Here is a 13,131-nt window from a genome sequence, read left to right as displayed (position 1 = left end):
CATCGATTAACGAACAGGCGGTTTTTCGGTAAAATCCCACCTAAGTGCTTGCGTTTATGTCGGAAAGCGAGCCGACTTGTCTTCGCAGGGCAGCTATGCTGCGGGATGAGCATCGTGGGCGAGGGGATGAGTGTAATGCACGAATACCGGCTCTATCTGATCAGCCGGGAAGACGGCAGCTTTATTGATGGCATCGACCTTGTCGCCCGCGACGATGGCGCCGCGCTGGCGGCTGCGCAGCAACAGGCCATCACCCACGATATCGAGCTGTGGCAAGGCACCCGCTGGATGGCGCAAATCCGCAGCGGCGACCTGTCGTGATTGCCGCGATTCCCACATCTGGAAAAACTATATCATTATTTCAATAGATTAGATGGTTTTTGGGGAGGTGATGGCAGGGCGGGGTCGTTACGACTGCTGCAAGCAATCAGTGGCGTTTGGTGCGGTTCTGGACTAAAGCAGGCGGCAATCTCCTCATTCCGCTGCTTCAGGGCGGCTGCACGCCGATCCGGCGCGCGACTTCGGCCGGACCGGCCGAGGCCCTTTCCCGTTCAGGCGCAACGCGCCAGCCAAGGTTCAGTCCGTGACATTCTTGACCACCAGCCCGCCGCTCGCCCGAGCCTTGGCGGAGCGCAATTACAATGACCCGACCCCGGTGCAGACCGCGGTTTTGGCCGAGGCCGCCGTCGACCGCGATCTGCTGGTGTCGGCGCAGACCGGCTCCGGCAAGACCGTCGCCTATGGGCTGGCGATCGCCGACAATCTGCTGGCCGGCGCCGAACGCTTCGAGCGCGCCGCGGCGCCCTTGGCGCTGATCGTGGCGCCGACCCGCGAATTGGCGCTGCAGGTCCACCGCGAACTCGCCTGGCTGTATCAATACGCCAATGCCCGGGTGGTCTCCTGCGTCGGCGGCATGGACCCGCGCGCCGAGATGCGCGAGCTGCAGGCCGGCGCCCATATCGTGGTCGGCACGCCGGGACGGCTGTGCGACCATCTGCGCCGCGGCCGGCTCGATGTCTCGGAACTGAAAGCCGTGGTGCTCGACGAGGCCGACGAGATGCTCGATCTCGGCTTTCGCGACGACATGGAATTCATCCTCAAGACCACGCCGGCGACCCGCCGCACTTTGCTGTTCTCGGCGACGCTGCCGCGCGGCATCGTGGCCTTGGCCAAGCAATATCAGAGCAGCGCGTTCCGCGTCGAAGTCGCCGGCACCGAGGGCGGCCACGCTGATATCGAATATCGCGCCATCCGGATCGCGCCCAGCGACGGCGAGCACGCCGTGGTCAATGTGCTGCGGTTCTACGAATCCCCCAGTACGATCGTGTTCTGCAACACCCGCAACGCGGTGAAGCATCTGCAGACCTCGCTGCTGGAGCGCGGCTTCTCGGTGGTGGCGCTGTCGGGCGAGCTGACCCAGAATGAGCGCACCATGGCGCTGCAATCGCTGCGCGATGGCCGCGCCCGCGTCTGCGTCGCCACCGACGTCGCCGCGCGCGGCATCGATCTGCCGAATCTCGATCTGGTGGTGCACGCCGACCTGCCCAACGACGCCGAAGTGATGCAGCATCGCTCCGGCCGCACCGGCCGGGCCGGGCGCAAGGGCATCAGCGTGTTGCTGGTGCCGCCGGCGCGCAAGCGCCGCGCCGAATTGCTGTTGCAGCTGGCCGGCATCGACGCGGTGTGGGGCGTGGCGCCCGGCGCCGACGAGATCCGCAGCCTCGACCAGAAGCGCATGCTGGGCGACGCGCTGTTCGCCGACGCCGCCACCGAGGACGATCTGGTGCTGGCGCGCACCCTGCTGGCCGAGCGCTCGGCCGAAGACATCGCGGTGGCGCTGGCGCGGCTGTATCGCGCCCGCTTGCCGTCGCCGGAAGATATTCTCGACGCCAATGACCGCGGCAATCGCGCGTCGCGCGATGACCGCGGCGCCGCCAAGGGTGTGCGCGCCCCGCGCGGCGAGGCGCGAGCGCCGCGCGAGCCGCGCAGCCGTGACGAGCCGCCGCGCGCCCACAAGGCCAAGCCGGGCAAGCACGGCATGGATGGCGGCAGCGTCTGGTTCCGCGCTGCGATCGGCCGCAAGAAGAACGCCGAGGCGCGCTGGCTGCTGCCGATGATCTGCCGCCGCGGCGGCATCGACAAGCACGAGATCGGCGCGATCCGGATTCTCGATACCTCGACCGAATTCGAGATCGCGGCTTCCGCGGCCGACAGTTTCGCCGCTCTGGTCGGCCGTCCCGACAAGGAAGACAATATCCGGATCGAGCCGCTCGGCGAGCCCACCGCCGCCGAGCCGCGGGGCGAGAAACCGCCGCGCCGCGACGCCTACACCGTCTCCGACAATGGCTCCGGTTTCGAGAACGCGCCGCCCGAGCCGCGCGCCGAGCGCCCGCGTCCCAAGCCGTTCGACTTCAAGGGCGGCGAGGCCGGCGCCAAGGCCAAGCCGAAATACGACAAGCCGTTCCAGACCCGGCCCGACTACGTCAAGCGCGACGCCAAGCCGTCGCGCGACGACAAACCGCGCGACTACGCCAACGCTTCGAAGAAGAACAAGGCCAAGAACAAGAACCGCGGCTGAGGCCGGCCGAGGGGGGCTGCCGATTGGCATTGCCGGACACTTGAACGTCATCACAATTGCCTATACAATTGCATAGGCGAAGTGATGGCGTCGAGCCATGGAATTGTTCGGCTTCGATTGGGACCGAGGCAATCGAACCAAGTGCCAGATGCACGGGGTCTCGATTGCGGAAATCGAGAGCCTGTTCACGCGGCAAGTGCGGGTGGCGCCTGATCCCGTCCATTCGACACATGAAGAGCGGTTCAAGGCGATCGGAACAACAGAGGCCGGCCGATATGTCTTCGTCGTCTTCACCTTGCGACGACGCGGCAGCGACACGCTGATCCGGCCGGTCAGCGCGCGCTACATGCACCGCAAGGAGGTTGCTCATTATGAAAAAGAAACTGCCAAACCTGAAGAGTGACGCCGAAGCTGAAGCGTTCGTCGCCGGCGCGGATCTCACTGACTACGACCTCTCCGGCATGGTGACGATGCAGTTCGAGATGAAGCCGAAGGATAAATCGGTGAATCTACGCTTGCCCGAACAGCTCTTGAAGGCCGTGCAGCAGAAGGCCGAACAGCTCGGCGTTCCCTATCAGCGCTTCATCCGCATGGCGCTGGAGCGCGCGCTGCAACAGCGGCCGTGACCGGGGCGCGGGTCGCTTGCCGATTTTCAGCACCGTAGGGCCTGAAGGCTAGGGTCTCGCCGGTATCTGCTACTCTCCGAGCTCTACCCAACGAACGCCTGTCACGATGCCCCAGTTTCCCTTTGCGTTGGGACGCCTCCATTGAGGAGGATGCATCTCACGAAGGCGGGCCAAGGCTGCTTCGAAGGAATTGTGTGTTTCCTCGTTGGTCTTTGGACCTATCCGAAATGATCCCGCTCGCCTCAGGGCGGGATCAAATCGAGAACCGTCCCGGCATTCCGGAACCCATATTCTGTTGTCAGCATTTTCGTCGCTGCTGTTGAGCGCATCAAAAAGTTCGGCGACGGGCGGTCTCGGTTGCCCATCGCCACCTATTTTCCCATGGCTGCCGTAGCCTCCATGCCTTCACCGAGCGCTCGCAGTCCCGGGGTAAGATACTGCTTTATGAGCCTTTCGCGATGCGCGACAAATTCCGGCAGGCGGCTTACATGCCAAAGGCTAGGGTCGTTTGGAATGAGGTGCTCTTTCAGAAAATCTGCGTCTCTGGTGTTGATCCAGTCGGAAAAATCAGTGTTCGATTTTTCCAAATTTTCTCGCCCCAACAAGAGCTGTAAATTTCCCAAGCTATCTACGAAGTTCAAGATCTTAAGTATGCGGTCTTCCGATATGTTCGCGGCCATCAACGATCTGCGGCTGGCCAGCGATTTGGGGATAATATGGTCGATGTGGTAATTAGCCGTCCCCCAAGCTTGCTTGTCGTAGAGTAAAGACAATGCCAAAAATGCGGTCCGATGACCGTAGCGGATTTCCAGCAACGCATCCAAGTTCTGATCGTCGAAATTGACAACCCTTCCTCGACGCTTCTTCAGGCCGTCGATTAATTCGAAGTAGGGGAAGTCTTCGGAGTTTTCCAGGGATTCGCGAATGATAGCGCGGGACACGCCGATTGTCTGGTCCGAATTTCCGCCAAATACATTGTTAATTAGGCAGCCAAGCAGCCATCGATGAACTCGCTGCGAATTTTTTGCTTCGAATGAGGTGCTTCCGTCGAGTGATCCCCTTCTGACTTTAAAGAGGTAATATGAAATTGGTAGCAGCGCGTTGGCGCTGGTCAGTGTATCTCGATCGATCCCAAAGCGGTTGACTAATCTAAAAGTATCTTCGATGGATGTCCTTATATGGCTCCAATTGGCTTGAATGAGCGCTAAATTCTTGTTTGTGAAATTGCTGATCTTGTAGACATGTTCGAGGTCAGACAAGACGAGGCATGCTCGCATGACGAAATCTTTGTCAATGTCGTTCTTCCGAAGCGACGATTCGTTGAGATTTTCCACAAAACCATAGATTTCTTCTCGTGCGCTTATTCCCTCCCATTTGGACGTAATCATAGACAGTAGCAAATCAGATTTGCTCAATTTTGTCCCGCCATCGTTCGCTCGGATGAAGATGTCGAGAACCCGGTCGTAAGACTGGTTCTTTTCTGTGTAGAACGATACCACTTCGTCCTTCCAGATCACTCGGTAGAGCTGTTCAAGGTTTCGACGAGCTGTCCTTTGCTGAGCGATCGTAATGTCGCCGGGGAGGCTTTCCAAAAGCTTGTCTTGAAATCGGTAGAATTCGTCCTCACTGTCGAAGTCGAGCATTTTTCCCACTTTGAACCAGAGTTGATTTGGCTTAGTGGTGAGATCGTCTGCTGAGAACTTGAAGCCGTAGCCAATGCCCAATTCGCCGACAATCTCATCGTCTGCATTGGGGTCCTGCAAAAGGTTCAGATAGAGGCGCTGCCTCACCCACGCGTCGGGATTATCCCAACGCTTGTTCTTTATCTTAACTGTGTAAGTGCCGCGCAGGCCGATAAACAGCGAAGTCAGCCTTTGCTGGCCGTCGAGAACAAGCGTGACATCCCGCCCGTCGGTTTCTGCCGGTTCATTGTGAACCTGGCCATATCGGAAATGTTCGACGAACTGATAGATGTCCCAATTCTCTCTGTTTTCCGGCTTCACTTCCCAGAATAGGAAAGAGGAAATTGGGTAGCCCTTCATTAACGAGTCAAACAGAGCAATGATTTGGCTTGGCTCCCAAACATATGGTCGTTGGATCGCAGGTAGAAAGTAGCTCCGGTTTATGCGATCCACAATTCGCGAGACTGTCGTGGCACTGTATGACATCGTTTCCCCCATTCCTGCGTCGCCTTTCGAGGCTTGGCAGACTGAATCTCGATCGTCAATCGATTGGCGTTCTAACCCCCAACACGACCACGGCCTCCGTCAGGGGAGCTGACGGAGGCCGCGTCGGAGCATCGTCGCGCGCCTAGGTTCGCGCTTCGATGCGGGAGATCTTCGCCACGGTGGGAGCCGGGGCGAAGGGGAGCTCGGAATTAGAAGGGCAGCAGCACGTCCATCACCTGCTGGCCGTAGCGCGGCTGTTGGACGTCGGAGATCTGGCCGCGGCCGCCATAGGCGATGCGGGCCTGGGCGATCTTGCTGGAATCGATGGTGTTGTCGCTCTGGATATCTTCCGGCCGCACGATGCCGGCGACGATCAACTCGCGGACCTCGAAATTGACCCGCACCTCCTGCTTGCCCTCGACCACCAGATTGCCGTTCGGCAGCAATTGCGTCACCACCGCGGCGACGCTGGTCTGCAATTTCTCCTGGCGATCGACGGTGCCCTTGCCGTCGCTCGACGAGGTGGAATCGGTGGTCAGCAGCCGGCCGGGCAGCGCCGTGGTGCCGGTCAGCAACTTGCTGCCGACGAAATCGGTGACGCCGGAATCCTCCTTGTTGCTGCGGCTGCGCTTGGTCTCGTTGGCGATGTTGGCGTTGTCAGTGATGTTGACCGTCACCGTGAGAATGTCGCCGACCCGTGCGGCGCGCTGATCTTTGAAGAACGCGCGCGAGCCGTTGCGCCACAGCGAATTGGCATTGTAGGAGACCGTCTCCGGCTTCGGCATCGGCATCTGTACCGGCTTGTAGCCGGGCTGCGTGGTCGGGTTCTCGATCGCCGTCAGCGCCGGCCTCTCGCCGATCGAAGCCAGCCGGTCGATCGAGGAGCAGCCGCCGGCCAGTCCCCCGGTGGCCAGCAATGCGGCGACGAGGACCAGGCGGTTGATCTGAACTGACTTCAACATGGACATTACTCGGCTTTCGGGGCGATGGACGCAGTGGTGTCGGGCGCGGCGGCGATGGGGGCGGCGGTGGCGATCAGCCGCGGTCGGGGGACCGAGACCGCGACCTGGCCATGGCCGATCACGGTGCCGCTGACAGTGCGCTTGGATTGCAGATTGAGCACGCTGACGACGTCGCCCTCGGTGCCGGATTCCAGCGCCTTGCCGCGGACGGTGAGATACAGCCCGACCGCCTGGTAGGTCAGTGTCACGCTCTGGTCGCGCGACACCAGATCCGGCTTGACCAGATCGGCGATCCGCAGCGCGGCGCCGGAGCGCAATTGCCGCCGCGCCTGCATGCCGACCGCCTGGTCGCGGCCGGCGGCGTCCTTCGGGACCTCGGCCTTCGGCCGCCGCTCGATCACCACGTCGGAGGCCTTGATGATTTCATTGCGCTCGACGGCGCGCGCCAGCACCGCGGCTTCGACGGTTTCCACCACCGTGCCGCTGTAGCGCAGCCGCGCCGGCTGGGTTCCGGGCTCGCCGGCGATCACGAAGCTGACGTCGAAGCGGCCGTTGCGGGACTGGTAGTTGACGTCGGCCGGCCGCATCGCGCCGCTGTTGGCGGCGTCGAGCTGCAGTGTCTGCACGTCGCGGTAGAAGGTCAGCACCAGATTTTCGGCGTCGCCGAGGCCGTTGTGGTTGGCCAACGCATTGGCGATCTGCTGCTCGATCTCCTTGCCGCGCAGCGTCCGCGACAGCCGGGTCACCGAGATTTCGCGGATGTCGTTGGTCTCGACGCCGATCACCTGATGGGCGCGCAACGCCGCCAGCACGCTGGCAGTCGGCAGCGAGCCGGTGGTGCCGAGATCGGGCGCGCGGTAGATCGCGATCAGCGCCGCCGAGCCGGCATTGTCGATGACGTCGCCGATCCGCACCAGATCGTCGGTGACGCTCACATTGGCGCGCAGCACCGGACGCATCAACACGTCGGCCTTGCCGGACTGGATCGTGGGCAGCTCGGCCTCGGCCGTCTGTGCGGTCGCGGCGGCGGTGCCCACGGCGAACAGGGCGGCGGCAAGCAGGAGTGAACGAGCGATCATGATCGGCTCCCTCAGCGGAACATGTTGGAGGTGGATTGCAGCATCTGGTCGGCGGCGCTGACCACCTTGGCGTTCATCTCGTAGGCTCGCTGTGCGGAGATCAGATCGGAGATTTCGGTGACCACTTCGACATTGGCCTGTTCCAGGCTCTGCTGCTGGATGTCGCCATAGCCGTCGGCGGTGGCGATGCCGTCCTGCGGCGCGCCGGACGCCGGGGTTTCGACGAACAGATTGTCGCCCTGCGGCTGCAGGCCGGTCTTGTTGATGAAGCGGGTGAGGCTGATCTGGCCCAGCACCGTGGGGGTGGTGGAGCCGGTCACGGTGACCGAGACCTGGCCATTGCTGGCGATGGTGATGCCGGTGGCGCCGGTCGGCACCGTGATCGTCGGCTGCAGCGGATTGCCGCCCGAGGTGACCACCCGGCCGGTGTTGTCGGTGGTGAACGAGCCGTCGCGCGTATAGGAGAAGGTGCCGTCCGGCATCTGGATCTTGAAGAAGCCTTCGCCCCGGATCGCCAGATCGAGATCGTTGCCGGTCGGCGACAGCGTGCCCTGGGTCATGATCCGCGGCGTGCCGACGGTCTTGACGCCGCCGCCGATGTCGACGCCGACCGGCAGGATGGTGCCCTGATCAGAAGCCTGCGCGCCGACCCGGCGGACGTGGTCATAGATCAGGTCCTGGAACGCGGCGCGCTGCTTCTTGAAGCCGGTGGTGCGCATATTGGCGATGTTGTTGGAGATCACCTGGACGTTGAGTTCCTGGGCCGCCATCCCGCTAGCCGCGGTGTAAAGAGCGCGCATGGATCAGATTCCCTTGAGCGTGATGTCCGAAACGACGGCGTTCGGCGCGATCAGGCTCGCTTGAATGGTTAAGCCGGAACGTCGGCGAGTTTCTCGATCGCGGTTTTGCGCAGGTCGCCCTGCTGCTGCAGCATCGCCGAAATCTGGGTGTAGCTGCGGGTGACCTCGATCATCCGGCTCATCTCGGCGACCGAATTGACGTTCGACTTTTCGATGTAACCCTGATGCACCTGCGCGGTGGCGTCCGGCTGGCCGGGGCCGTTCGGCGACGAATACAGATTGTTGCCTTCCTTGAGCAGGCTCTGCGGGCTGGCGAACTTCACCAGCCGCAATTTGCCGCGCAGCGAGTCGATCGTATTGGCGCCTTCCACCACGCTGACGCCGCCATCGGCGGCGATGTTGATGTTCTTGTCGCCGGGCTGGAACACGATCGGGCCGCCGGTGCCGAGCACCGGATTGCCGCCCGCGGTGACCAGCTGGCCCTGCGGATTGATCGACAGCCCGCCGTCGCGGGTATAGCGCTCGCCGGCCGGGGTCTGCACCACCAGGAAGGCGGAGCCGTCGATCGCGACATCGAGCGGATTCTTGGTCTGCTCCATCGGGCCGGCGGCGAAATCGTGATAGCTGGCGCGATCCTGCACGAAGCTGACGCGGCGATCGCGGCGCAAGAAGTTGTCTTCATGGGCGCCGGTGTTGAGATATTCCTCGAACACCGATTTGTCGGCCTTGAAACCGTTGGTGTTGACGTTGGCGACGTTGTTCGCGACGACATCCATCTGGCGCTCAAGCACCATTTGCCGCGACAAGCCGACGAGAAACATATTCTCCATCGGTGGTTCTCCCCTCAATGAGCCGTGTCCCGCCCTCCCAGGCCGACCGCGGATCGTGCGAGCCGCGACGCTCTCCCAAGCTGCGGCTCGCATTCCCTCAAGCGAACGCCGTGCCAACTGGAAATGTTATTTATTTTCAGAGAGTTGGTCTTTTTCAGACAGGCCGGGAGGGCGGCAATAAGGTATTGTTGACCATGCCGACCGGCAGAATTTTCCTAGCTGGCGGCCGAAAGAAAGGTTCCATTAACCATTGCGACCTAGCGTCGTCACATCAGGGCCTTGGGCGCTGGCGGCAATCATATTCTGTTTCTGCCTGCCTGCGGCATCGAGATCATCCCCCAGAAAACCGGGCGACAGTCGATGGCGGACGACGACAAGACAACAGACGAGGGCGCAGCCGGCGCCGACGCGCCGAAGAGCAAAAAGAAGCTCATTATGATCGTTGCCGGCGCGCTGCTGCTGGTGGCGGTCGGCGGCGGCGGCTGGTTCTTCCTGATGGGCGGCCATGGCGAGGACACCCACGCCGAGGCCGCCAAGGAGGCCGTCAAGCCGCCGAACTTCATCGACGTGCCGGAGATCATGGTCAATCTCGCCGGCACGCCGGGCGAGCGGGTGCAATACCTCAAGGCCAAGATCGTGCTCGAGGTCAAGGAGGAGAAGCAGGTCGAACTGATTAAGCCGTCGATGCCGCGCGTCACCGATCTGTTCCAGACCTATATGCGCGAATTGCGCGCCAGCGACCTCAACGGCTCGGTCGGGCTGTTCCGGCTGCGCGAGGAGCTGACCAAGCGGGTTAATCTGGCGGTCGCGCCCAATCAGGTCTCGGCGGTGCTGTTCAAGGAAATGCTGGTTCAGTGACGGGATTCATCTAGGCCATGGCCAGCCAGGAACAACTCGATCAGGACGCCATCGCGGCCCAATGGGAAGCGTCGATGGCCTCGGAGGATCCCGAGGAGGCCGCGAAGGCGGCTGCCGAAAACGAACTCACCGGAACGATGGCCGAGCAATGGGCCGCGATGGTGGAGGACGGCGGCCGCGATCTCGGCGGCGGCAAGAACGGCGGCGAGCGCGTGCTGTCGCAGGAGGAAATCGACAACCTGCTCGGTTTCAGCGTCGGCGAAATTCACCTCGACGAGAATTCCGGCATCCGCGCCATCATCGATTCGGCGATGGTGTCCTACGAGCGTCTGCCGATGCTCGAAATCGTGTTCGACCGCCTGGTGCGGTTGATGACGACGAGCCTGCGCAATTTCACCTCCGACAATGTCGAGGTCTCGCTCGACCGTATCACCTCGGTGCGGTTCGGCGACTACATGAATTCGATCCCGCTGCCGGCGGTGCTGTGCGTGTTCAAGGCCGAGGAGTGGGGCAATTTCGGCCTCGCCACCGTCGATTCCAGCCTGATCTATTCGATGATCGACGTGCTGCTCGGCGGCCGCCGCGGCCAGGCCTCGCTGCGGGTCGAAGGCCGTCCCTACACCACGATCGAGACCAATCTGGTGAAGCGGCTGTTGGAAGTGGTGCTGGCCGACGCCGAACAGGCGTTCCGGCCGCTGTCGCCGGTGTCGTTCTCGATCGACCGGCTGGAAACCAATCCGCGCTTCGCCGCCATCAGCCGCCCCGCCAATGCGGCGATCCTGGTGCGGCTGCACATCGATATGGAAGATCGCGGCGGCAATATCGAATTGCTGCTGCCCTACGCCACCATCGAACCGATCCGCTCGGTTCTGATGCAGATGTTCATGGGCGAGAAATTCGGCCGCGATCCGGTCTGGGAAGGCCATCTCGCCACCGAGATCGCCCAGGCGCAGATGTCGGTCGATGCGGTGCTGTACGAAGCCGAAATCCCGCTGAAGAAACTGATGAGCCTGAAAGTCGGCGACACCTTGCCGCTGGAGATGCGCTCCGACGCGCTGGTGTCGGTGCGCTGCGGCGACGTCATCCTGACCGAAGGCCGGATGGGCCGGGTCGGCGACCGCGTCGCGATCCGCATCACCAAACCACTGCGCAAGCCGGTCACCACCTTCGCGATGTTCGAACGCGCGGACGAGCAAACCAAGTTGATGGAGGCACAATGAACCATACCATCGGAATTGTGATCGAGAGCCTGGTTGCGGTGCTGCTGCTGCTGACGATCGGATATTGCATGCTGCTCAACAAGCGCCTGCTGCGGCTGAAGGCCGACGAGCAATCGCTGAAGGCGACGATCGGCGAGCTGATCACCGTGACCGAGATCGCCGAACGCGCGATCGGCGGGCTCAAGCATACGGTGCGTGAGGTCAACGAAAACCTCGGCCGCGATATCGCCGCCGCCACCAGCCTGTCGGATCATCTGAAGCGGCAGCTGGCGGAAGGCGACAATGTGCTGCGGCGGCTGACCAAGATCGCGGTCGCGGCCCGGCCGATCGCCGAGCAGCACTCCGCCGAACCGAGCCCGGCACCGGCACCGGCACCGGCGCCGGCTGCGGCGCCGGTGTCGGCGGCGCGGGCCAATGCGGCCGCCGCCGAAGCCTTCGCCGAACGCAGGCGACCGACCGGCATCGCCGCATGAGCGTGATGCGCGATATCCGCCTGATCCCCGTGGTCATTGTCGCGGTGTGCAGCCTGGCGGTGCTGAAGATCGCCGGGCTGGTGCTCGATGGCGGCTATGTGTTCGACTATCAGGCGGTAAAGACCAAGCCGTCATGGGCCGAGGAGAATTTCAACTTCCCGACCGGCCGCCAGGTCCAGGCGCAGGATCAGGACATCACCGGTTCCGCGCACGGCGCGGCGAAGAAAGAGGAGCCGAAGCCCGCGGTCGCCGCACCCGCAACGGCTCCGCCGGCCGAGCCGGTGCCTGAGCCGCCGGCGCCGGTGTCGGCGGCCGAGCGCGCCATCCTGGAGCGGCTGCAGGCCCGGCGCCAGGAGCTGGACGCGCGGGCGCGCGAGGTCGAAATCCGCGAAAGCCTGCTCAAGGCCGCCGAGCGGCGGATCGAATCCAAGGCCCAGGAAATCAAGGCGGTCGAGGGCCGAATCGACGCCGCTACCGAAAAGAAGACCGAGGCCGACGCCGCCCGCTTCAAGGGCATCATCACCATGTATGAGGGGATGAAGCCGAAGGACGCCGCCAAGATCTTCGACCGGCTGGAAATGCCGGTGCTGTTCGACATCGCCTCGCAGATCGCGCCCCGGAAAATGTCCGACATTCTCGGACAGATGTCGCCGGCGGCGGCCGAACGCCTGACCGTCGAACTGGCCCGTCGCGCCAATGGCGACAAATCGGTCTCCGCGGCCAATCTGCCGAAGATCGAGGGACGTCCGGCGCAGCCGAACGGCAATTGACGCGGTGGCGCGATCAATCGGTTGCGCTCAGAGCCTGACCGAGAATGCGGCCGATAGAATCGACCTCGATCTCGTCATTGCGAGCCGAGGCCGGCGCGAAGCGCCGTCCGATAGCGAAGCAATCCAGGGCCGCGAGGCAGGACTGGATTGCTTCGTCGCTGCGCTCCTCGCAATGACGGCCTGTAGTCAGATGCTCAGGCGGAAATCCGCGTCAGCACCGCCTTGAAACCCAGCGACGGTGCCTCCGCGGCGGTGCCTTCGAACTGCGCGAAATCGCCGATCGAGGACCCCTGGAAGTTGACCCGGACCTCGTCGAGGCCGAACACCGACGGCAGGCCGGAATCCTTGGTGTGGCGCTTGCTGATCACCGCGCCGGTGATGGTGTCACCCTGCACCTCATAGGTGCCGATATAGGCGAATGCCGAACTGCCGCCGTGCAACCGGCCGTTTTCGGCAAAGATCACGCCGACGGCCTTCTGCCGCGGCGTTTCGAACTCGACCTTGTACAAGCCCTTGAGCATCGGTCGGCAATCTCGCGTTGAACGGAGCCGACTGTGCCTGACTTGTCGAGCCATGACAGTCAACTTTGGTTGCATAGGGCGCAATGACGCACGTCGTGTCAACGTCACCATCGGCGGCTTTCGTCCTGGCCCGGCTCATTGGATGGTTAAACGATCGTTAACAGCTTTCATGCCCTAGTGGGCGAGCCTTGCGGCTGGCTGCGACGCCGCGCGCGGGTTGCCGGTGGGCGAGGTGCGGATCGCATC

14 protein-coding genes are annotated in these 13,131 nt (G+C 62.7%); 8 read left to right on the top strand and 6 right to left on the bottom strand.

Annotation, left to right across the window (positions count from 1 at the left end):
* Window positions 1-105: 105 nt before the first annotated feature.
* The 4 genes from RBJ75_RS12415 to RBJ75_RS12400 all read left to right on the top strand — a co-directional run bounded on the left by RBJ75_RS12415 (window position 106) and on the right by RBJ75_RS12400 (window position 3,204).
* Window positions 106-321 carry a hypothetical protein gene (locus tag RBJ75_RS12415; protein WP_152647856.1) on the top strand — a complete coding sequence of 72 codons (216 nt, stop codon included), beginning with the start codon at window positions 106-108 and terminating at the stop codon, window positions 319-321.
* A gap of 262 nt (window positions 322-583) precedes the next feature.
* Window positions 584-2,578 (top strand): DEAD/DEAH box helicase, encoded by a 1,995-nt coding sequence (locus RBJ75_RS12410; protein WP_276156627.1) that lies wholly within the window; start codon window positions 584-586, stop codon window positions 2,576-2,578.
* A 97-nt stretch (window positions 2,579-2,675) separates the two neighbouring features.
* Complete coding sequence (locus tag RBJ75_RS12405) at window positions 2,676-2,981, top strand: BrnT family toxin (protein ID WP_044410663.1); 306 nt, start codon at window positions 2,676-2,678, stop codon at window positions 2,979-2,981.
* Window positions 2,950-3,204 carry a CopG family antitoxin gene (locus RBJ75_RS12400; RefSeq protein ID WP_044410661.1) on the top strand — a complete coding sequence of 85 codons (255 nt, stop codon included), beginning with the start codon at window positions 2,950-2,952 and terminating at the stop codon, window positions 3,202-3,204. The genes RBJ75_RS12405 and RBJ75_RS12400 overlap by 32 nt, the downstream gene beginning before the upstream one ends.
* 371 nt (window positions 3,205-3,575) lie before the next feature.
* On the opposite strand, the gene RBJ75_RS12395 is transcribed toward RBJ75_RS12400, so the two are convergent.
* The 5 genes from RBJ75_RS12395 to flgF form a co-directional block, all read right to left on the bottom strand.
* Complete coding sequence (locus RBJ75_RS12395; RefSeq protein WP_080901015.1) at window positions 3,576-5,372, bottom strand: DUF262 domain-containing protein; 1,797 nt, start codon at window positions 5,370-5,372, stop codon at window positions 3,576-3,578.
* Between the two features lie 209 nt (window positions 5,373-5,581).
* Complete coding sequence (flgH, locus tag RBJ75_RS12390) at window positions 5,582-6,334, bottom strand: flagellar basal body L-ring protein FlgH (RefSeq protein ID WP_044410668.1); 753 nt, start codon at window positions 6,332-6,334, stop codon at window positions 5,582-5,584.
* Between the two features lie 5 nt (window positions 6,335-6,339).
* Window positions 6,340-7,413 carry a flagellar basal body P-ring formation chaperone FlgA gene (gene flgA, locus RBJ75_RS12385; protein WP_276156626.1) on the bottom strand — a complete coding sequence of 358 codons (1,074 nt, stop codon included), beginning with the start codon at window positions 7,411-7,413 and terminating at the stop codon, window positions 6,340-6,342.
* 11 nt (window positions 7,414-7,424) lie between these two features.
* The gene (gene flgG, locus RBJ75_RS12380) at window positions 7,425-8,213 is read right to left on the bottom strand and encodes a flagellar basal-body rod protein FlgG (RefSeq protein WP_044412120.1); all 789 of its coding nucleotides are present in this window, start codon (window positions 8,211-8,213) and stop codon (window positions 7,425-7,427) included.
* A gap of 68 nt (window positions 8,214-8,281) precedes the next feature.
* Complete coding sequence (flgF, locus tag RBJ75_RS12375) at window positions 8,282-9,043, bottom strand: flagellar basal-body rod protein FlgF (RefSeq protein WP_044412117.1); 762 nt, start codon at window positions 9,041-9,043, stop codon at window positions 8,282-8,284.
* A gap of 360 nt (window positions 9,044-9,403) precedes the next feature.
* Between flgF and fliL the strand changes: the two genes are divergently transcribed.
* Genes fliL through RBJ75_RS12355 form a run of 4 tightly spaced genes read left to right on the top strand, consistent with a single transcriptional unit; the run spans window position 9,404 to window position 12,364 of the window.
* The gene (fliL, locus tag RBJ75_RS12370; protein ID WP_044412126.1) at window positions 9,404-9,901 is read left to right on the top strand and encodes a flagellar basal body-associated protein FliL; all 498 of its coding nucleotides are present in this window, start codon (window positions 9,404-9,406) and stop codon (window positions 9,899-9,901) included.
* Between the two features lie 17 nt (window positions 9,902-9,918).
* Window positions 9,919-11,121 carry a flagellar motor switch protein FliM gene (gene fliM / locus RBJ75_RS12365; RefSeq protein WP_044412114.1) on the top strand — a complete coding sequence of 401 codons (1,203 nt, stop codon included), beginning with the start codon at window positions 9,919-9,921 and terminating at the stop codon, window positions 11,119-11,121.
* On the top strand, window positions 11,118-11,594 hold the full coding sequence (locus RBJ75_RS12360) for a DUF6468 domain-containing protein (RefSeq protein ID WP_044412111.1): 477 nt from the start codon (window positions 11,118-11,120) through the stop codon (window positions 11,592-11,594). Before fliM ends, RBJ75_RS12360 begins: the two co-directional genes overlap by 4 nt.
* Window positions 11,591-12,364, top strand: a complete 774-nt coding sequence (locus RBJ75_RS12355) for a MotE family protein (protein ID WP_044412108.1) — start codon at window positions 11,591-11,593, stop codon at window positions 12,362-12,364. Before RBJ75_RS12360 ends, RBJ75_RS12355 begins: the two co-directional genes overlap by 4 nt.
* Before the next feature lie 194 nt (window positions 12,365-12,558).
* On the opposite strand, the gene RBJ75_RS12350 is transcribed toward RBJ75_RS12355, so the two are convergent.
* Window positions 12,559-12,885 carry a GrlR family regulatory protein gene (locus tag RBJ75_RS12350; protein WP_052628945.1) on the bottom strand — a complete coding sequence of 109 codons (327 nt, stop codon included), beginning with the start codon at window positions 12,883-12,885 and terminating at the stop codon, window positions 12,559-12,561.
* Window positions 12,886-13,131 lie beyond the last annotated feature (246 nt).

The sequence above is a fragment of the Rhodopseudomonas sp. BAL398 genome, from assembly GCF_033001325.1.
GTDB lineage: Bacteria > Pseudomonadota > Alphaproteobacteria > Rhizobiales > Xanthobacteraceae > JARJEH01.
The sequence above is the reverse complement of the archived record's forward strand: the minus strand, read 5'-3'. Positions and strand labels throughout refer to the sequence as shown.

Bases quoted from the DNA above. Each gene is read 5' to 3' on its own strand.
- fliM (WP_044412114.1), top strand. From the start codon at position 9,919: ATGGCCAGCCAGGAACAACTCGATCAGGACGCCATCGCGGCCCAATGG.
- flgH (WP_044410668.1), bottom strand. From the start codon at position 6,334: ATGTTGAAGTCAGTTCAGATCAACCGCCTGGTCCTCGTCGCCGCATTG.
- RBJ75_RS12395 (WP_080901015.1), bottom strand. From the start codon at position 5,372: ATGTCATACAGTGCCACGACAGTCTCGCGAATTGTGGATCGCATAAAC.
- RBJ75_RS12400 (WP_044410661.1), top strand. From the start codon at position 2,950: ATGAAAAAGAAACTGCCAAACCTGAAGAGTGACGCCGAAGCTGAAGCG.
- flgA (WP_276156626.1), bottom strand. From the start codon at position 7,413: ATGATCGCTCGTTCACTCCTGCTTGCCGCCGCCCTGTTCGCCGTGGGC.
- RBJ75_RS12355 (WP_044412108.1), top strand. From the start codon at position 11,591: ATGAGCGTGATGCGCGATATCCGCCTGATCCCCGTGGTCATTGTCGCG.
- fliL (WP_044412126.1), top strand. From the start codon at position 9,404: ATGGCGGACGACGACAAGACAACAGACGAGGGCGCAGCCGGCGCCGAC.
- flgF (WP_044412117.1), bottom strand. From the start codon at position 9,043: ATGGAGAATATGTTTCTCGTCGGCTTGTCGCGGCAAATGGTGCTTGAG.
- RBJ75_RS12360 (WP_044412111.1), top strand. From the start codon at position 11,118: ATGAACCATACCATCGGAATTGTGATCGAGAGCCTGGTTGCGGTGCTG.
- RBJ75_RS12415 (WP_152647856.1), top strand. From the start codon at position 106: ATGAGCATCGTGGGCGAGGGGATGAGTGTAATGCACGAATACCGGCTC.
- RBJ75_RS12350 (WP_052628945.1), bottom strand. From the start codon at position 12,885: ATGCTCAAGGGCTTGTACAAGGTCGAGTTCGAAACGCCGCGGCAGAAG.
- flgG (WP_044412120.1), bottom strand. From the start codon at position 8,213: ATGCGCGCTCTTTACACCGCGGCTAGCGGGATGGCGGCCCAGGAACTC.
- RBJ75_RS12405 (WP_044410663.1), top strand. From the start codon at position 2,676: ATGGAATTGTTCGGCTTCGATTGGGACCGAGGCAATCGAACCAAGTGC.